Origin of the sequence: Pseudoalteromonas sp. NZS11 (assembly GCF_015864765.1) — a bacterium.
GTDB classification, from domain to species: domain Bacteria; phylum Pseudomonadota; class Gammaproteobacteria; order Enterobacterales; family Alteromonadaceae; genus Pseudoalteromonas; species Pseudoalteromonas arctica.
On the sequence record NZ_JADYWP010000005.1, the window covers coordinates 26,771 to 46,592 of the forward strand.

Annotated in this window: 19 protein-coding genes; 11 read left to right on the forward strand and 8 right to left on the reverse strand. The window is 38.7% G+C overall.

Annotated elements, in window-relative coordinates; all coding sequences use genetic code 11:
* Positions 1-98 precede the first annotated feature (98 nt).
* Positions 99-467 carry a response regulator gene (locus tag I6E82_RS12150; RefSeq protein WP_197118007.1) on the reverse strand — a complete coding sequence of 123 codons (369 nt, stop codon included), beginning with the start codon at positions 465-467 and terminating at the stop codon, positions 99-101.
* A gap of 367 nt (positions 468-834) precedes the next feature.
* On the opposite strand from I6E82_RS12150, the gene I6E82_RS12155 reads away from it, so the two are divergent.
* Both I6E82_RS12155 and rdgC read left to right on the forward strand, forming a co-directional pair.
* Positions 835-2,604 (forward strand): sensor histidine kinase, encoded by a 1,770-nt coding sequence (locus tag I6E82_RS12155; protein ID WP_024593692.1) that lies wholly within the window; start codon positions 835-837, stop codon positions 2,602-2,604.
* Between the two features lie 368 nt (positions 2,605-2,972).
* Positions 2,973-3,890 (forward strand): recombination-associated protein RdgC, encoded by a 918-nt coding sequence (rdgC, locus tag I6E82_RS12160; protein ID WP_007587156.1) that lies wholly within the window; start codon positions 2,973-2,975, stop codon positions 3,888-3,890.
* Between the two features lie 541 nt (positions 3,891-4,431).
* Here the strand turns inward: rdgC and I6E82_RS12165 are convergent.
* Positions 4,432-4,668 carry a YgjV family protein gene (locus tag I6E82_RS12165; RefSeq protein ID WP_002962663.1) on the reverse strand — a complete coding sequence of 79 codons (237 nt, stop codon included), beginning with the start codon at positions 4,666-4,668 and terminating at the stop codon, positions 4,432-4,434.
* A gap of 288 nt (positions 4,669-4,956) precedes the next feature.
* On the opposite strand from I6E82_RS12165, the gene I6E82_RS12170 reads away from it, so the two are divergent.
* Positions 4,957-5,613 (forward strand): Crp/Fnr family transcriptional regulator, encoded by a 657-nt coding sequence (locus I6E82_RS12170; RefSeq protein ID WP_002962665.1) that lies wholly within the window; start codon positions 4,957-4,959, stop codon positions 5,611-5,613.
* 48 nt (positions 5,614-5,661) lie between these two features.
* Here the strand turns inward: I6E82_RS12170 and I6E82_RS12175 are convergent, their stop codons facing one another.
* Both I6E82_RS12175 and pepB read right to left on the reverse strand, forming a co-directional pair.
* A complete protein-coding gene (locus I6E82_RS12175) occupies positions 5,662-6,228 on the reverse strand; it encodes a phosphoribosyltransferase (RefSeq protein WP_007377478.1) in 567 nt (188 codons plus the stop codon).
* Between the two features lie 183 nt (positions 6,229-6,411).
* A complete protein-coding gene (gene pepB / locus I6E82_RS12180) occupies positions 6,412-7,707 on the reverse strand; it encodes an aminopeptidase PepB (RefSeq protein WP_024589754.1) in 1,296 nt (431 codons plus the stop codon).
* A gap of 123 nt (positions 7,708-7,830) precedes the next feature.
* Between pepB and sfsA the strand changes: the two genes are divergently transcribed.
* The 8 genes from sfsA (at position 7,831) to I6E82_RS12220 (ending at position 14,268) form a co-directional block, all read left to right on the forward strand.
* The gene (gene sfsA / locus I6E82_RS12185) at positions 7,831-8,550 is read left to right on the forward strand and encodes a DNA/RNA nuclease SfsA (RefSeq protein WP_007587160.1); all 720 of its coding nucleotides are present in this window, start codon (positions 7,831-7,833) and stop codon (positions 8,548-8,550) included.
* A gap of 316 nt (positions 8,551-8,866) precedes the next feature.
* Positions 8,867-9,310 carry an RNA polymerase-binding protein DksA gene (gene dksA, locus I6E82_RS12190; RefSeq protein ID WP_002962671.1) on the forward strand — a complete coding sequence of 148 codons (444 nt, stop codon included), beginning with the start codon at positions 8,867-8,869 and terminating at the stop codon, positions 9,308-9,310.
* A gap of 20 nt (positions 9,311-9,330) precedes the next feature.
* Positions 9,331-10,275, forward strand: a complete 945-nt coding sequence (gene gluQRS, locus I6E82_RS12195; RefSeq protein WP_197118008.1) for a tRNA glutamyl-Q(34) synthetase GluQRS — start codon at positions 9,331-9,333, stop codon at positions 10,273-10,275.
* A gap of 78 nt (positions 10,276-10,353) precedes the next feature.
* Positions 10,354-11,835, forward strand: coding sequence for a polynucleotide adenylyltransferase PcnB (gene pcnB, locus I6E82_RS12200; RefSeq protein ID WP_206007896.1), 1,482 nt, complete (start codon positions 10,354-10,356; stop codon positions 11,833-11,835).
* A gap of 4 nt (positions 11,836-11,839) precedes the next feature.
* Positions 11,840-12,325 (forward strand): 2-amino-4-hydroxy-6-hydroxymethyldihydropteridine diphosphokinase, encoded by a 486-nt coding sequence (gene folK / locus I6E82_RS12205; RefSeq protein WP_007587165.1) that lies wholly within the window; start codon positions 11,840-11,842, stop codon positions 12,323-12,325.
* Between the two features lie 30 nt (positions 12,326-12,355).
* Complete coding sequence (gene panB, locus I6E82_RS12210) at positions 12,356-13,150, forward strand: 3-methyl-2-oxobutanoate hydroxymethyltransferase (protein ID WP_007587166.1); 795 nt, start codon at positions 12,356-12,358, stop codon at positions 13,148-13,150.
* Entirely contained in the window at positions 13,150-13,998 is an 849-nt protein-coding gene (gene panC, locus I6E82_RS12215; RefSeq protein WP_007587167.1) for a pantoate--beta-alanine ligase, read from the forward strand. The genes panB and panC overlap by 1 nt, the downstream gene beginning before the upstream one ends.
* 33 nt (positions 13,999-14,031) lie before the next feature.
* On the forward strand, positions 14,032-14,268 hold the full coding sequence (locus I6E82_RS12220) for a hypothetical protein (RefSeq protein ID WP_165722050.1): 237 nt from the start codon (positions 14,032-14,034) through the stop codon (positions 14,266-14,268).
* A gap of 233 nt (positions 14,269-14,501) precedes the next feature.
* On the opposite strand, the gene I6E82_RS12225 is transcribed toward I6E82_RS12220, so the two are convergent.
* The 4 genes from I6E82_RS12225 to fba form a co-directional block, all read right to left on the reverse strand.
* Positions 14,502-15,470, reverse strand: a complete 969-nt coding sequence (locus tag I6E82_RS12225; protein WP_010554592.1) for a PstS family phosphate ABC transporter substrate-binding protein — start codon at positions 15,468-15,470, stop codon at positions 14,502-14,504.
* A gap of 115 nt (positions 15,471-15,585) precedes the next feature.
* On the reverse strand, positions 15,586-16,893 hold the full coding sequence (gene phoR, locus I6E82_RS12230) for a phosphate regulon sensor histidine kinase PhoR (protein WP_007587170.1): 1,308 nt from the start codon (positions 16,891-16,893) through the stop codon (positions 15,586-15,588).
* Between the two features lie 65 nt (positions 16,894-16,958).
* Positions 16,959-17,648 (reverse strand): phosphate regulon transcriptional regulator PhoB, encoded by a 690-nt coding sequence (gene phoB / locus I6E82_RS12235; RefSeq protein ID WP_006791869.1) that lies wholly within the window; start codon positions 17,646-17,648, stop codon positions 16,959-16,961.
* Positions 17,649-18,640: 992 nt separating this feature from the next.
* The gene (fba, locus tag I6E82_RS12240) at positions 18,641-19,705 is read right to left on the reverse strand and encodes a class II fructose-bisphosphate aldolase (RefSeq protein WP_007587174.1); all 1,065 of its coding nucleotides are present in this window, start codon (positions 19,703-19,705) and stop codon (positions 18,641-18,643) included.
* Positions 19,706-19,822 lie beyond the last annotated feature (117 nt).

The window sequence follows — 19,822 nt, forward strand, 5'->3', positions numbered from 1 at the left end:
GCGATTAATTGTTTTCATATGTTAAGACTGCCTTAACAAAGGCTATGCTGTCAACCCTAAATTAAAAGATAAAACAGCCTTTTTTAACATGAAAAAACCTAATGAATGCCAAATTTATGCAATATTTCGTTTAAGTTAGATTTATTGATAGGTTTATCGATAAAGTCTATTGCGCCAAGTTGTGCGACTCGTTGCTTCATTTTCTCTTGTATATCGGCAGAAATAACTAAAACAAAGCACTCTATTTTTTCTATTTTTATAGTCTCGAGTACTTGTATACCATCAACTTCAGGCATGGTGAGATCTAAGCACAATAAATCAAAGCTTTGTGCTCGTAAAAGTTCTAGAGCGTGCGCTCCATTTGTAGCTTGTTGTATTTGAGCGTCTATACATTCACTTAAACACCGCACGACTTGTTTACGGGCAACTGCAGAATCGTCACAGACTAATATCGAAAATTTCATCATGTTTACTACTACACAACCATCAAAGTTATTAAAAGGTTATTAAACTAATGCCTTCCATTGCATTTTAGACACTTTAACACGCCTCCAAGCACTCAGCGCATTAATAATTTAATACAATGATAAATATAGAATAAATCCGTTTAAGATATAATTAACCAAAGCAAATACTAATTAAGCCTACAATACATAACAGATAACGAATTTATTAATTTATACCTTGGTTTAAATACTTTGATACTACACGCTCACTTTTTGTGATTTATCTTACTAAATTTTAACTTTTTTATTTATTTTTAGAGGTTTATTGACTAACTTTTAAATTACTATCGTAACGTTACAAAAATAATAAAGGATGAACAAGTCACTCATGTTACAAAAAAGTCTTTCTAAGAAGCTACTGACTAGCGTTTTATCCGTCTATTTTTTGCTTACCTTTGTAGTGACCTGTGGACAAGTGCTTGCTGAATACGTCAATACTAAAGACTATATTCGCGATGAACTTAGTACCTTACAAAAAACCTTTAGTCGCAGCTTAACACGTGCAATTTGGGAGCTTAATACCAAGCAAACAATTACAACAGCAGAAGGTTTACTCGCCATTCCCATGATTGAAGGGATTATTGTTCGAGACGACAGCGGCGAAATTATTTCACAGCTAGGGCGCTCTCTTGATATACACAAGCTATATAACCAACAGTTAGTACAAGAAGAGGTTATTTTAGAAGACGCAAAATCGGGTTTATTTGGTTATACCTTTCCACTTATTTTTGAATTTTCAGGTCGTGCTACTCAAGTTGGTGACGTTACCTTATTCTCAAGTCGAGAAGTTGTTTTTAGCCGCATTATGGTATCAATCTACTTTTTGATTGGTAATGCGATGATTAAAACCACCTTTTTGATCATCTTATTTTTAATGGCATTTAGAAAACTTCTTACAGACCCTTTAGCAGAACTCACTGAGCAACTAGAAAATTTAGAACTAGACGAGCTAGAAGGTCAACATATAGAAATAGAAACAGAAGAACATAATGAACTAAAAGTGATGGAGCAGTCATTTAACAAACTAATAGATAAAGTGGTTCAGTATAGAAAAGAGCTTGAACACACCCAAAAAGAACTCATTATAAGTAACGAAAAGCTTGATCAACACAACATACAACTTGAACAAGACGTAGCCCGTAAAACATCCAACTTAAGCCAAGCAATGATGGATTTACAGCAGCAAAAATACGAACTCGAAAAGCAAAAAATTGTCCTCACCGAAGAAGTAGACTTACGCCGCAGCACAGAGCTAGAGTTAATTACAAAGCAAACTGAATCTCAGCGCTATATAGAAGAGTTAAGCCTTGCACAGGAACGTTTACTAGGCACAGAAAAAATGGCTGCGCTAGGCGGACTTGTAGCAGGTATTACACACGATATAAACACCCCTATTGGGATAGGTGTAACGGCAATATCATTTTTACAAGAACGCTTAAATAAACTCGAAAATGCTTATACCGAAAAAACACTTTCGCCAAAAGCACTAGAAGAATTCATTAACGAAGCAAAACAAAGCACAAGCTTACTAACCACTAACTTAGATAGAGCTTCGGAGCTTATAGCTAGCTTTAAACAAATAGCGGTCGATCAAGCCAGTGAAGCAGTAAGAACCATTAACTTTAAAGATTACACTAACGAAGTAATACGCTCACTGCACCCAAAACTAAAAAAGACATCCCATACTATAAAATTAGAATGTCCTGATGATTTAGTTTTAAATCTACCTGCTGGGGCTATAAGCCAAATTTTTACTAACCTAATTATGAACTCACTTATTCATGGCTTTGAAGGTAAAAGCAACGGTGTAATGGATATTAAAATAAGCGCTGATGACACCAACTTAACTATTGATTACAAAGATGACGGTAACGGTGTTACTAACGAGCAATTAAAAAAATTATTTGACCCATTTTTTACTACCAAACGCGATGAAGGCGGTAGCGGATTAGGCACCCATATAATGCTTAATTTGGTCAAGCAAACCCTTAGTGGCTCTATTGATGCAACGAGTGAACCGGGCAAAGGTCTGCGTTACTATATTCAATTTCCGAAGAACATGGCTAAGCCACTGCCTATTTTTGATAAATATGAATAAATAAAAGTATATGCATTAAATTATTAGGGCGTGTTGATCTTTGGTGGTTGAATTTGCAGCAACATGTTTGGTTTTTAGGCAAGGCAGAGCCTATGTAGTGTGGTTATTCCCCATAAATAGGCGACAACGCAGCATAAATACCAAACATGCGCTGCCCTCTGGGTTCTTTCTAGGGACGATTAACTTTTTGTTGCTCGGTTTTTACTTAGCCCACTAGGTTACAAATCTCGCGCCGCGATTTAATCGCCCCTAGATTGAACAAATTTCAATCCATAAAGTTCAACACGCCCTAGTAACAAATCAGTCATTTCGAGATGCTGTTTTTATTGCTATGATTGTACAAATTTTTCAAATGGATCAATTCCCCTATGTGGTTTAGTAACCTTATTTGTTACCGCTTTAAGCAAGACGTTTCATATACTCAAGAAGACTTTGATAAAGCATTAGAGCAAGATTTATTTCGCCCATGTACTGGTCAAGAGCTTGCAACATTTGGTTGGACAAAAGCGTTTGGAAAACATGGCGATACGCTATCGCATTTTTCTCAAAAAAGTATTCTAGTTTGCGCTAAACGCGAAGAAAAAGTACTCCCTGCTTCTGTTATTAATGAACTAGTTGCTGAGAAAGTTGATCTGATAGAAGCTGAAGAAAACCGCCCAGTTAAAAAGAAAGAAAAAGACGAATTAAAAGAAAACATTCTTCATACTCTTCTACCTCAAGCATTTAAAAAGTCGAGCTTACAATTTGCCTTTATTGACCAAGAAAACGGTTGGGTTGTTGTAAATAGTGGCAGCTTTAATAAAGCAGAAGAGCTACTAGCACTACTTCGTAAATCGTTAGGAACGCTTCCGGTTGTACCTGCGTTTGCTAACTACGACCTAGATGTATTTTTAACTGATTGGTTAACTAACTTTAGTACACCAGAAGGTTTTGCTATTGGCTCAGACGCTGAACTTGAAGAAGCAGACGACAGCGGCGCACAAGTAAAGCTTAAAGGTCATGATCTATCGTGTGATGAAGTTAAATCGCATTTAGAAAGTGGTAAACGCGTAACTAAACTTGCACTTGATTGGCAAGAGCGTCTTAAGTTTATGCTGCAAAACGATGGCTCTATCAAACGTTTAAGCTACTCTGAAACTCTAAAAGAAGAAAACGCAGATATTCCTAAAGAAGATATGGCTTTAAAACTTGATGCTGACTTTATTTTAGCTTCTGAAGAAATAAAGCAATTACTTGAAGAACTAACTGCTGGCTTAGGTGACGTTGAAGATTTAGAAAAAGCGTAAATACCTAAATACCATAGTACCAACCTGCGTAAATATTTAACAATTTAACGAGTTAAATAGCCCCATACATAAGCAGGTTGTTATAACAGATAAAAATCCGATAGCAGTTTACTGCTATCGGATTTTTTTATGGAATTTTTTGAAGCACTTATTTATATATTTATTAACCGCGAACAGAGTTTATACCAATCTGCTTATATACGGGGTCTATTTAACGTTGAGAAAATTACGCTAGAACTAGGCAAAAATTTTTGTATCTAGTTGTTCTAAATAAAAAATTTTTAACGACGTTATAGTGAAATTTAATTCGTTAAATTGATCAAAGATTTATGCAGGTTGGTATTAGCTAACGTTCGACGTATTAAAACCTATGGTAATCACCTTTCAAATAGGAGGTTACAGAATGGTTCAAAGGATCATCAAGGTAAGTTATATAAAGTGGTGTGAAGTTATCTATATACGCTTCAAGCTGGACTGCACAAAAACTGAAGTTTTTGATTTTAATTAAAACCATTAACTTACTTTGTACAGATAACTTATTTTAGCTTTTAGCGTCTTCAACTTTAGGTTGGCGATATATTTTTATAATGTGGTATAAATTTACAAGCGACAATAAGCCATTGGTAAAAATAACAGGCACTGCGCCAATGGCAACACCGTATGCAGTAAATACAATACAACCAAACATATTGTACCAACGTAGTTTTACTACATCTGTCATTGTTAACGATGCAACCAATAAAGCTGATGCAATATAACCTAAATATTCCCAACTCAATTGTTCTCTCCTAGCCTTTAGGTTAGCATTACATGTACTGCTAGCTTATGGCACTTATAAGTATTGCAAAGTTACAACAAAATAAAAAAGCTAACCTGCTTAAAAAACCTGAAAAAGTTTGCCGGAAAATACCAGCAAATTCTTAAATCATTACACGGGAAATGAAGGTAAAATAATACTCTTAGCAAAGCTAATAATATTAATAGCAAGTTAGCGTAAATTCTTAGTGTCTTAATGCTATCGTCATTAAGATGTAATAAATAGGACAAATGTCCGAAGAGCACATTGATGTTTCAATACCATTTTTCTAGTTACCTTGTTGATCAGCTTTTAACCTTTGCCGGTAGTAGCTATCAACAATCAAAAAAAGAAGTCCTGATCCATCAAGATCAGCCTTTAAGCAAGCTTGTGCTTGTACGCAGTGGCACTGTGTCGTTTAGTTACGACGTAGGTAATGGACGACGCCTGCTGTTAGGTCAATTGGATTGTAACAATACCCTTATTGGTGAAATAGAAGCGCTAAATAATAATCCATGTATTTATACAGTTACGTGCTTTAGCGATGTAACCTATAACCTTATTGAATTAAGACATTGGCGTGCTCTACTGCTTGAAAAACCAGAACTGAGCTTATACACCGCACAAACCATTGCGGCTAAGTTTCAGGAAAACCAAAAAATCAATCTAGATAAGTTATTACTACCGCTTAGCTATAACATAGCTAAAGATTGCTTGCTAAGAGCCGAGAACAACAACCCTACGCTACTTAGGGCCTACCCTACCGTGAATGCCGAAGCAGAACGCTTTGCTACCACTGAGCGAGCTTACAGACGCGTTGTTACAGAACTCGTAGAAAAAGGCTTAGTACTTAGAAGTAACGATGGCTTACAAGCCGTCGATATTCCAAAGCTAAGTGAATATGTAGATAGCTTTGCTCAGCTTTAAAATAAAAAAAGGCCTTAACGGCCTTTTTCTATTTATACAAATTACTAATTACTTCTCTAGCAAAATGTCATGAATTTTCGCAAGATCAGATTTACCAGCAATAATTTCATCCGGTGTTAAACCCGATAGTTCATGCGGGAACACTAACCACTCTTCAGATTCATGAATGTAATAATCTGGAACAGTGTCTACTTTTGAGTTTTTTGGCTTGTAGTACGGACATGCAATACGAATATCACGTGGCAAGTTTAAGCGCATAAGCTCTGAAAGCTTTTCTTTTAATGCAACAATACTACGACCTGAGTCAAATACATCATCAACAATTAATAATGAATCACCTGCATTTGCGTTCTCTACAATGTAATGTAAGCCGTGTACTTTAATTTCTTTCGACTGTTTACCAATACCGTAATAAGACGATGTACGTACTGCAATGTGGTCAGTCTCAATGCCTTTGTAATCGTAATATTCTTGAACAGCAATACCGATCGGTGCACCACCTCGCCAAATACCAATAATAAAATCAGGACGAAAGCCATCTTGGTATACTTGTGCCGCTACGCGGAACGAATCTTCAAGCAGCTGTTGAGCTGTGATGTAGCACTTATCTGACATAATTAGAAACCCCAGTGGTGGATATAAGATTTGAGCGCAGCTTAGAGTTAAGCAAAAATTAAACTCAAACAGGTATTGGCGACTGATTTTACCGTAAATGAAATAAAATTGCTTGCCTGTAAATTAAAAAATAGGCACCCAAGGGTGCCTATTTTTAGCGTAAAAAGCGTAATTTAGTAAATATTATGCTTTTTCTTGTAAAGTACGAGCAACTGTACGCATACCTTGAGTTGTTGCACCCGCTGCCCATTGACTTGTACTGCCCATGTTAAATGCAGCCGCTAAATCGATGTGTACCCAGCCTTTGCCATCGTTTGGCACAAAGCGCGATAAAAAGCCTGCAGCATTCGATGCACCGCCATAACCGCCACCTTTTTGTGCACGGCTATTCGCCGTATCAGCATAAGGAGATGGGCAGTTTTGTTGATGCCATTTTTCAAGAGGAAGTGGCCAAGCAGCTTCCATTTCTTGAGATGCAAAACTCTCAACTTCACGTACAAGTTCTTTATCAAGTGCAAATAATGCATTGTACTCTTGGCCAACAGCAACAAGCGCTGCGCCAGTTAGTGTTGCTGCATCAATAATAAGTGGAGCGCCAGTCTCCCCTGCGGCCATTAGGCCATCTGCAAGTACTAAGCGACCTTCAGCATCCGTGTTTACAATTTCAACTGTCGTGCCATTTTTATAAGTAAGAATGTCACCTAATTTGTATGCATGACCCGAAATTAAGTTCTCAGCACAACATAAAAACAGTTTAATACGTTTTTCAATACCACGGTTAATAGCCAATGCTAAACCTGCAGTTACTGTTGCAGCGCCGCCCATGTCGCACTTCATACCAAGCATACCTTCGCTTGATTTAATTGAGTAACCACCTGAGTCAAACGTAATACCTTTACCTACAAGCGCTGCACTTACTGGTGCATTTTCGTCGCCTGTTGGGTTGTAATCAAGCTCAAGCAATACTGGCGGGCGAACACTACCGCGACCAACAGCATGAATACCAATCCACTGTTGCTCTAGTAACGCATCACCTTTAATAATTTGGTAACTTACATGCTCAGGCGCTAATGATTGAATAAACTCAGCCGCTTTTTCAGCAAGGCTTTCTGGGTAAATGTCATCGGCAGTCCCGTTAACCATTTCACGTGCCCAAATTGCTGACGTTTTTAAGTGAGCAAGTTCTTTAATATCTGATTGTGCGTTATCAACAAACTCAACACCATTTAACGATTTTGGTGTTACAAAGCCTTGATAAAAAGCCCACTGGCTTTCTGTACACCAAGCATCACCTGCTAATTCAACGTTTTTAATACCTTGGATTGCAATAGTACGACCAGCTTTTTGAACATTTTTCAATGTTTCTTGCTCAGACAAATGAACAGTTGCACCGCGCTCATTAAAAGACAATGACGCATTATCGCCCCAATGACTCGCTGCTGCTTGTTCGCTTAGTTGAACAACAAATTTTTCACTCATGTTAGAATACCCTTGCACTTAAATGTGCCACCGAGTTTACTATAGAGCGCTTAAGTTCCCAACAGCTTGAGATAAATAACATAAACCACACTGCTGTGCAGTATTTACGCTTTGGAAGTTATCATGAAGTACACGCCAACTCTGCAACCTGCCACCTTATTAAAACGCTACAAACGCTTTTTAGCTGATTTACAATTAAGTGATGGCAGTGAATTTACCGCCCACTGTGCTAATACGGGTAAAATGACGGGATGCGCAGAGCCGGGTTTTGCTGCTTTTTATTCAACAAGCGATAACGCAAAACGAAAATACCCGCATTCATTAGAGCTTACGCAAAATAACTTATCGCAGCTTATTTGTGTAAATACAGCAGTGGCTAATAAAGTAGTAGAAGAAGCAATAAACAATAATGTAATAAGCGAGCTACTCGACTACAGTCAATTGCAAAGCGAAGTAAAGTACGGCAGCGAAAACAGCAGAATCGACTTTTTGCTCACTGACGAAAATAAGCCTGATTGCTACGTAGAAGTTAAATCAGTCACATTATTAAGCGAAGATGCACCACAAAGCGGGCAAGGCTACTTTCCTGATGCGCAAACACTGCGCGGACAAAAACATATTCGCGAACTAATAGAAATGATCGAACAAGGCCACCGAGCAGTATTACTGTTCGCTGTTTTGCATGAAGGAATAAATACAGTAAGTGCAGCTGCGCATATTGATAAAAAATACGCCACGCTATTAAGCCAAGCAATAATAGCCGGCGTTGAAGTATTAGCATACAAGGCCACAATTTCTGCTAATGAAGTTTTACTTCATAAAAAAATAGTATTTGCACAATAGTGTATTAAACCAAGGGATTGAACTAAGCGTAATTTGCAAAATAAGCAAAGTACTCAAATTAAAAAAAGTTATACAAAGTGAATTATAAAAATTAACTTGTTTTTAAAGCTTTTGCCCACATAACAAGGCAAGTTTTAGAAAGCGAATATGTGAATTAATTAAAAGTGTAAATAGACTATTAATACACTTTTTACTCAGTAAGCATGGTTGAAGCTAATTCGATTAATTAAAAATAAATTTGCCTAGGATATAAGATTCTGTTATTTATACCGCCGGCTAATGCTGAGGCATTAAATTAAGGATTTAGGAGAGAGTTATGCCAGACCAAAAGAAACATGGTTTATTGGCTCAAGCCGGTTTAGAACCATACCAAGAAAAACCAGGCGAAGAGTACATGAATGATGCACAACGTGCTCATTTTAGAGCGATTTTAGAAACTTGGCGTAATGATTTACGTAACGAAGTTGATCGTACTAAATCACACATGCAAGACGAAGCTGCTAACTTTCCTGACCCAGTTGACCGCGCTGCACAAGAAGAAGAGTTCTCTTTAGAACTTCGTACTCGTGACCGCGAACGTAAATTAATCAAAAAAATTGAAAAAACAATTAATTTGATTAAAGAAGATGATTTTGGCTTTTGTGAGTCTTGTGGCATCGAAATTGGCATACGTCGCTTAGAAGCACGTCCTACTGCCGATTTATGCGTAGACTGCAAAACACTTGCAGAAATCAAAGAAAAGCAATCTGGACGCGGCTAATTAATATTTATTAATTAGTTATGTCTCCTACAGCCGTTACTGCGCCTATGCGTAAATATCGCGGTCGTTTTGCACCGTCTCCTTCTGGGCCATTACATTTTGGCTCACTTGTAGCGGCTGTGGGTAGTTATCTAGATGCAAAAGCTAACCAAGGAGATTGGTTAGTTCGTATTGAAGACATTGACACTACGCGCGTGGTTAAAAACGCCGACTCCGATATTCTTAATACCTTACATGCCTACGCCCTTCACTGGGACGAACCTGTTGTATATCAAACGCAGCGTCTACCTTTATACCAAGATATTACCCACTCACTTTTAAAACAAAAACTTGTTTATGGTTGCACCTGTACTCGCAAACAAATAAAAGCTATTGGCGGTATTTATCAGGGGCATTGCCAAGCACTTAATCATAATACTCAATCTGGTGCGCTTCGCTTAATTCAGCAACATCCAACGACTAAATTTAATGATTTAATTCAAGGTGATATAACAGTAAATAGTGCCCTTTCCCATGAAGATTACTTAATTAAACGCAGCGATGACTTATTTGCATATCAACTTGTTGTGGTCGTCGATGATATTGATCAAAGGATTAATCGAATTGTAAGAGGCGCTGATTTAATTGAGCCAACCGCACGGCAAATTAGTTTATTTAAACAACTCGATAGCCCTGTGCCTGAATTTGCTCATTTACCTTTAGCGGTTGCCAAGCCTGGTTTCAAATTGTCTAAACAAAATTATGCTCCTGCCATTAGCAAACAAAATCCAAAGCCTGCTTTAATTAGTGCATTTGAATTTTTAGGATTGCCTGTTATAGCTGATTTAATCGATTTAAATATTGAACAATTAATCGCTTGGGGAATTAAAAACTTTAGCTTAAAACAGGTACCACAAGTATCCGAAATACAAATTTCTCAGCATCCACGTAGTCAGAAAGTCCAATTTACACATTTAAGTAAATAAAATAGCTAAAAACGGCTTAATTTCAACACATCAACTTAATTTTTAAACCCTGCTGGTATATGATAGCCGCCTAAATATATGCTAATTACGTCAAACAGCTTGTACTGGGCTATAACCGCCCCATTTGCTGTAACTTTTGATTGCGATGCAGAGTCAATCACACCTTCTAGGAGACAGACTATTATTTCCAAGCTTTTTCAATTTTGCCGACAAATAATCGGCCCGAATACAAGTGCACAAAGCGCTTCTGTAAGCAGTGAACCTATTGTTGTCACTCGTGGTGAGCATGGTATTTCTCGCAAACAATTTAGCCCAAATGCAATCAAAGTATTATACCGCTTAAAAGACGGTGGCTACGATGCCTACCTTGTTGGTGGTTGTATTCGCGATATATTGTTAGGCCAACAGCCAAAAGATTTTGACGTAGTTACTAATGCCACGCCAGATCAAGTAAAAAAACTATTTAGAAACTGTCGCCTTATTGGTCGTCGCTTTCGTTTAGCACATATTGTATTTGGCCGTGAAATTATTGAAGTGGCGACTATGCGTGGCCACCACGAAGCCCAAGAAGACAAAAATCAAATAAGCCAATCAAGCGATGAAGGCCAATTACTACGTGACAACGTATTTGGCAGTATTGAAGAAGATGCAGAACGCCGCGACTTTTCAATCAATGCACTTTATTACTCAATCAAAGATTTTAGTATTCACGATTACGCCAACGGCTTAGCGGCAATTAAAGCTAAACAAATTGAGCTAATCGGCGACCCTGAAACGCGTTACCGCGAAGACCCTGTTCGTATGTTACGTGCAGTTCGCTTTGCTACTAAACTTGATATGAGTATTGCGCCTAAAAGTGAAAAGCCAATTAGCGAGCTTGCAAGTTTGCTTGATAACATTCCGCCAGCACGTTTATTTGAAGAAATTCTTAAGCTGTTTTTAAACGGCAAGGCCGAAGCTAACTTTTTAATGCTGCGTAAATACGGCTTATTCCGCTCACTGTTTCCTGAGCTTGATAAAATCTTAGATAAAAATCCAAGTGGCTTAGAACACACGCTTATTCAGCAAATGTTTCAAAATACCGACAAACGTATTAATGCAGATAAAAAAGTAACACCAGCGTTTATTTTTGCCGCACTACTTTGGTTCCCGCTGCTTGAACGTACTAAAAAGATTCAAAGCCAAGAACAACTTGCAGAATACGATGCTTTCGCACAAGCAATGAATAAAGTACTAAGCGATAACTCACAACACATTGCGGTTCCTAAACGCTTTACTTTAGGTGCTCGCGATATTTGGCATATTCAGCATCGTTTGGATAAACGTGCAGGCCAACGTGCTTACAGACTAACGCAGCAACCTCGCTTTAAAGCCGCCTACGACTTTTTATTATTACGCGTGGATGCAGGCGAAACACAGCATACTGAGCTTGCCCAGTGGTGGACACAATACTTAAGCCAAGATATAAACGGCCAAAAAGAGATGGTTAAAAACTTAGGTCACCAAGGTGGTCCTAAGCCGCGAAAGCGCCGTCGACCTACTAAAAAGCCAGCTGAGTAATAACATGCACTGTGTTTATTTGGGTTTAGGTGCCAACCTAAACTCACCAAAAGAGCAGCTTGATAACGCGGTAATCGCGCTTAAAAAGCTGCCTAATTGTGAATTTATAAACGTATCGCATTACTATGCAAGTAAGCCTATGGGCCCACAAGATCAACCAGACTATATCAATGCAGTAGCGTGCATTAAAACGACCCTTGAGCCAGAGCAATTACTTGATTTAACGCAACGTATTGAACTTGAGCATGGTCGAGTAAGAAAGGCTGAACGTTGGGGTCCACGCACTCTTGATATAGATACTCTATTATTTGATGATCAAATTATAAATACGGTGCGCTTAACTGTGCCTCATTATGGTTTGAATAATCGCGAGTTTGTGGTTTATCCACTATTAGAGCTTGCACCTGAACTTATTTTACCTAGCGGCATTGCATTAAAAACCATTGCAAATAATTTACCGCTCAACGACTTACAACAATTACCTCTGTAATTAACCTAGGCTTTTGCCTGCGAGGATATTATGTCTAAAATAACCGTTTCTACTTTAAATAAAATGAAAGCAGAAAATAACAAAATTACTGCATTGACAGCCTACGACGCTAGTTTTGCAAAGTTATTTCATGATAACGGCGTTGAAGTTATTTTAGTGGGCGACTCTTTGGGCATGGTACTACAAGGCGGCGATGACACCCTTGGCGTAACCAATCAAGATATTGCATATCATACCCGCTGTGTACGCGCTGGTAGCCGCGAATTATTTGTAATTGCTGACTTACCTTTTATGACCTACTCAAGCGTAAGTGATACTTGTAAAAATGCAGCTGAGCTTATGCGCGCTGGCGCAAACATGATTAAGCTTGAAGGCGGAGAATGGCTTTACGAGAGCATTAAAACGCTTACTCAACAAGGTATTCCAGTTTGCGGGCATTTAGGCCTTACACCACAGTCAGTACATGTATTTGGTGGCTTTAAAATACAAGGTCGCGAAGAAGACAAAGCACAAAAAATGATTGATGACGCGAAAGCACTTGAAGCTGCTGGCGCGCAATTATTAGTACTTGAGTGTATTCCAAGTGCACTGGCAAAACGCATTACAGACGCCCTAAGCATCCCAACTATTGGTATTGGTGCAGGCAGCTTAACTGACGGCCAAATACTGGTAATGCATGACCTGGTTGGTATTTCGGCAGGTTACATTCCTAAATTTTCTAAAAACTTTTTGCTCGAAACAGGCAATATGCCTGCAGCCGTTCAAAAGTATTGTACAGACGTTAAAAATGGCGCGTTTCCAAGCGCTGAACACGAGTTTAAATAATGCAGTCAATTACTGAAATCAGATCGTTACGTAGTCAAATTAAAGCATGGCGCCAAGCGGGTCTTAGCGTGGCACTTGTGCCAACAATGGGCAACTTGCACCGTGGGCATTTTTCGCTAGTAGAAAAAGCAAAAAACTTAGCCGATAAAGTCGTTGTGAGTATTTTTGTTAACCCAATGCAATTTGGTGCTAACGAAGATTTAGATAACTATCCTCGTACACTAAACGAAGATAAACAAGGCCTTGCAGAACTAGGCACTGATATTGTATTTACCCCAAGTGTAGAGACAATTTATCCAAATGGACTTGGCGCACAGAGCTTTGTAGATGTGCCTGATATTTCATTAGGTTACTGTGGTGGCTCACGCCCTGGTCACTTTAGAGGTGTTGCCACGGTAGTTACAAAATTATTTAACCTTGTACAACCCGATTACGCCTGCTTTGGTGAAAAAGATTTTCAGCAACTGCAAGTAATTAAAACCATGGCGCGCGACCTATCAATTCCGGTTGAAGTTATTGGTGTACCTACAATGCGAGAAGTTTCTGGCCTTGCTATGAGCTCACGTAATGGTTACTTATCTGATGAGCAAAAAGCGACTGCAACCGTATTATTTAAAGCACTTAATACATGCGCTGAGCAACTTAAAAGCGGCGAAAAAGACTTCGTAAAACTTGAAAGCTTAGCTAAACAGAGCTTAGAGCAAGCTGGCCTAAAGCCAGACTATTTTGAGATTGCTCAACGAGATACATTAAAAACTGCTACAATCGAAGATACTCAATTTGTTATTTTAGCCGCAGCCTATTTTGGTGGTGTTAGATTGATCGACAATATTCAAGTCGAAATTTAATATTATTGCGACTCCATTTTAAGGATAAGAAGCATGCACACTTTAATAAAAACAAGCGTAGTCGCCCTTACTTTTGCACTATTAGTAGGTTGCCAAAACCAAGTTGAAAACCCTGAAATGAATCAGTGTGCTCAACAAAATTACCAATGCGAAAGTACATGTGAACAGCAAACAACTGCTGAGGGCTTAAAGCAACAAGTATGCTCTGGAAAATGTGTTGAGAGCTATAATCAATGTAAAGTACAAGCCGAAAAATTAGGTAATATTTAATTCCTTAAAATTTTTAGTTTTAGGCACAAAAAAACCGCTCAGTGAGCGGTTTTTTATTGCCTATGGTTTATCATACCAATTTTATTAAAAACATGACCATTCTAGCGTATTAAATAACTCACTAACTACGTTAAAAATTATTTATATAGAACAACTATGTATCATAATTTTAGCCTTGTTATTGCGCTATTTTCTTATCGCTATAATAACTCACTAATTTAATGCAATTGGTATTAGTTCAAACCAAGCTTTTTAAGTTCTGTTTTTACTAGCTTTGCAGAAAGTGGTACATAACCATCTTTTTCTACAATTTGCTGACCATCTTTTGAAAGTACCATTCTTAAAAATTGTTCTTCCATAGGTGATAGTGGCTTATTCGGGTGTTTATTCACATAAACATATAAAAAGCGCGATAGCGGGTATTTACCTTGCGCAACGTTATCAAGTGTTGCATCAACAAAGTTATCGCCTTTTTTAGCAAGCGGTACTGTACGCACGCCCGATGTTTTATAACCGATACCAGAGTAACCAATTGCATTTAATGAAGATGAAATTGACTGTACTACTGATGCAGAACCCGGTTGCTCATTTACGTTATTACGGAAATCACCTTTACACAGTGCTTTCTTTTTAAAGTAGCCATAAGTACCTGACACTGAGTTACGTCCATAAAGCTGAACGTCTTTAGCAGCCCAATCGCCTGTTAGGCCGACATCGCTCCAACGATTAACTTGCTCTGGTGCGCCACATTTACGAGTAGATGAAAAAATAGCATCTACTTGGTCAATACGAAGACCTTCAATTGGGTTATCTTTATGTACAAATACAGCAAGTGCATCAATAGCTACGCGAACTTCTGTTGGCTTGTAACCGTAACGTTTTTCGAACGCTTCGATTTCTTTAGATTTCATTTTACGGCTCATTGGACCTAGGTTAGCTGTACCTTCGGTAAGTGCCGGTGGTGCAGTAGAAGAACCTGCCGCTTGAATTTGAATATTTACATTTGGGTAAATACGTTTGTACTCTTCAGCCCAGAACGTCATCATGTTGGCTAAAGTGTCAGAACCTACTGATGAGAAGTTACCTGAAACACCACTAATTTTTTGATACTCAGGAATATCTTGATCTAAAGCAACTGCTTGTGCAGATACGAAAGTTGTAACAGCCACACCCATTGCGGCAACTAAGTTTTTAAATTTCATGTAGGGTTCTCCGGTTTGTTCGTCCCATTTTCTAACTGCTGCCCACTCTAAAGTGAGTACATGACAGTTACATTACTCTTAAATGACACTTTTATGACTTTGCTTTTCAGCCTAATTACTTAGCTAGCGAAACTATCTTATCTATTGAAAATTCGAAAGAAAAACACGAACCTTTGTTAACTTCACTGCTAATATTTAATTTACTATCGTGGCGCGTTAGTACATGTTTTGTAATCGCAAGCCCTAAACCTGAGCCACCTGTTGTTCTGCTGCGGGCTTTATCAACACGATAAAAACGCTCAGTTAAACGGTTAATATGCTCTGGCGCAATACCATCACCATTATCGGTAACACTAAAACACGCTTTATTGTTTTTGCGCTGCCAACACACTTCCACTTTGCCACCGGGTTTAGTGTAATGAATGGCGTTAAATACTAAATTAGAAAACGCACTACGCAGTTCATCCTCAGAGCCTTTAATATCAAGGGTTTTATCAATATTAAAAATAAGCTCATGGCCTTTGTCTTGATTAATTGAGTTTGCCTCAGTGTGAATATAACCAAGTAATTGCGGTACGTTTATGGCTTTATCGTTATCTTGGCGACGAGCACCTTCAATACGCGAAAGCGATAGTAATTGGCTGACTAAGCTATCCATGCGCTTGCATTGTTCAAGCATAGTATTTTGCGCTTTGTTCCACATTGCTGGCGGCGGCATCATGTCGCCATCCATCATCTCAAGATAGCCAGTAACCACTGTAAGCGGTGTACGTAGTTCGTGTGACACATTGGCTACAAAGTCTTTACGCATCTGTTCTAGCTGTTTTAATCGCGTTACATCACGCACAACAACCATAAGTTGCGTGCTTGCATAAGGCATTACCCTAAATTCTAGTACTTGCTCAATGCTATGGCCGTTATCCAGCTCAAGCGCGTCGTCAAATTCACCTTTGTGCATGTATTTAGCAAACTTAGGTTCGCGAATTAAATTATCAAGACGCTGACCATGATCGGTTGGCCACTGCAAACCAAGCACTTTAAGGGCTAATTGATTACACCACACAATACTTAAATCGTTTTGCAGTACCACTACCGCATCAGGTACTGCTTCAGCTCCATCGCGAAAGCGACGAATTAAATCAGCAAGCTCATTACGTTTTTTACGATTACGGTGCTGTAGATGATAAATACCTTCAAACACTTGCTCCCATGCACCCTCGCCCTCAGGTGGATTAAAGCTACGTTGATTAAGTAGCCAATCGCTCAAACGATAAAGTTGATGGTAGTGCCAAATAAGGAGGGAAAAAGATCCTAAAAATAAAAGCAAAAATGGCGCGCCAACCAGCACACCAATTAATAGTAAGGGTAAAAAATAGATAAACAGGCGCTTTACTAACGCCTGCTTATTAACAACTCGATACATACACTCACTTTACCTTAGAGTAGTAATACATGCGTATTTCATACATTAGCTAAGCTTTAAGCTGATCACAGCTTACTTGAAAAACGATATCCAGCACCACGTACAGTTTGCACCAAACGGTCATGTCCAAGTGGGCCAATTGCTTTACGCAGACGACGAATGTGCACATCAACCGTGCGATCTTCTACGTAAACATTAGTTCCCCATACATGATCAAGCAGTTGTTCACGGCTATAAACACGCTCTGGGTGAGTCATAAAAAAGTGCAGTAATCTAAATTCGGTTGGCCCCATATCAAGCTCGTTACCTTCTGAGGTAACACGATGCGAAATAGGGTCTAAACGCAGGCCATGTACTTCAATAGCTTCTTCTAATGAGGTTGGCGATACACGGCGAATAACCGCTTTAATACGCGCCATAAGCTCTTTAGGAGAAAACGGCTTAGTTACGTAATCGTCAGCACCTACTTCAAGACCGCGTACTTTGTCTTCTTCTTCGCCACGGGCTGTAAGCATAATAATTGGGATTTGGCGGGTGTGTTCGTTTTGCTTAAACTTTTTAGCAATTTGAATACCGCTTCCACCTGGTAACATCCAATCAAGTAAAACCATATCTGGGTAAGGTTCAACCATAGCTGCAATAGCAGAGTCGTAATCTTCTGCTTCAATTGCTTGAAATCCATTTTGCTCTAAAACAAAAACCAACATCTCCCTGATAGGAGCTTCGTCATCTACGACTAGTACTTTACGTGACATTCCAATTTATCTCTTACGCTATCGAATTAGTTTTCATTATTATGACTAAGTATGACATTTTTATGAAAGTGTAACGTGTAAATTAAAATGATGGTAAAAAAAACACAAATTAGTGACAAAAAACCTCATTAACGTCATATTTTTAAAACCTTTTTAATATTTAACGTAATAAAAAGAGATTTACGATAAATTTATAAAATAGCTAATTTTTGAAATTATCTGCTTTTTGTCGCTAGTTGAATCATTAAATAATACAAAATTAACTGGGATCATTGTTTTACTAACCAAGACTTTTTTACAGATCGATCGTTTAAAAGTAACTTTAAAGCTATTTTAAAATTAACAAACCCGCCTGTGTAACAATCAATACGTTTAAAAATAGATCTAAATTTTACTAAGCCCAAAAAAAAGGATCAGATTTTTACCAAGCCGATCCACTCTCAGATCAGAGTTGTACCTAGTCAAAGCCATAAGTTGTTGATTGTTTATACAAATAAATAACGATCAAATTATCTCAGAGCCTAAAATAGCGAAAAAGTGTATTTGGCTTAGTAAAGTAATGATCCGAAAAGGCTGTGTTAGTAAATGCGTGATCCCAAAGTACGGCGTTGATAGTACAGCGATCTGATCAATAGAAGCCGTAACCTGCAATATAAAAAGGGCTGACATTAAAAAAGCCAGCAACAAAGTTACTGGCTTAGGGCCTGTTGACCTTTCAGGATTAAAATTTGTTCAATCTAGGGGCGATTTAATCGCGGCGTGAGGTTTGTAACCTAGCGGGCTAAGTAAAAACCGAGCAACAAAGAGTAAATTGCCCCTAGGCAGAACCCTTCGGGCAGCGCATGTTTGGCATTTATTCCACGTTATCGCCTATTTATGGGGAATAACCACACTGCATAGGCTCTGCCTTGCCTAAATACCAAACATACTGCTGCAAATTTAACCTCGAAAGATAAACAGGCCCTAATAATGATCAATTATAAATTGATCTATTATCTAATTTTAGGGTCTAGTTCGCCGCTTAAGTATTTAAGGTGCATTTCATCAAGTGAAATTGGCTTAATTTTACTAGCCTGACCAGAAGTACCAAACGAGTTATAGCGTGCAACACAAATCTCTGTCATTGCTTTAGTCGCTTCAGCTAAGTATTTACGTGGATCGAAGTTAGATGGGTTTAACGCCATATGACGGCGAATTGCACCGGTAGATGCTAAACGTAAATCGGTATCAATATTTACCTTACGAACACCAAACTTAATGCCTTCAACAATCTGTTCAACTGGCACACCATAAGTTTCTGGAATTTCGCCACCATACTGATTAATAATTTCTAACCATTCTTGAGGAACTGAAGATGAACCATGCATCACTAAATGCGTGTTAGGAATACGTGCATGAATCGCTTTAATGCGGTCAATCGCTAAAATGTCATCTGTTGGTGGGCGAGTAAATTTATAAGCTCCATGCGAAGTACCACAGGCAATTGCAAGTGCATCAACATGTGTTTTATTTACAAAGTCAGCCGCTTCTTCAGGGTCTGTTAGCATTTGCTCAGTGGTTAGTAACCCTTCTGCGCCAACACCATCTTCTTCGCCAGCTTCACCTGTTTCAAGTGAACCAAGAACACCTAGCTCGCCTTCAACCGATACGCCACAAGCATGAGCCATAGCAACAGTTTCGCGCGTTACTTCTACATTGTATTCGTAGCTTGAAGGAGTTTTACCGTCGCTCATTAACGAGCCATCCATCATTACTGATGAAAAACCAAGCTGAATTGAACGCTGACATACACCTGGCGATGTGCCGTGATCTTGATGCATAACAACGGGAATATGTGGCCATTCTTCAACGGCTGCTAAAATCATATGACGAATAAATGGAGCACCAGCATAAGCACGTGCTCCAGCTGATCCCTGAACGATTACTGGGCTGTTTGTTTTGTCAGCCGCTTCCATTATTGCGCGCATTTGCTCTTGATTGTTAACGTTAAAAGCAGGTACGCCGTAACCATGCTCTGCTGCATGATCTAAAAGTTGTCGCATACTGATTAAAGCCATTGGGTATTCTCCAATTTATCGACAGTAGTTCCCTACCATCTAGTTTGAACGGATGTGTTAGTTTGGCGTTATAACAACGCCACGAAAAACCACTGCTTTGCAGTAATATTCCGTCTA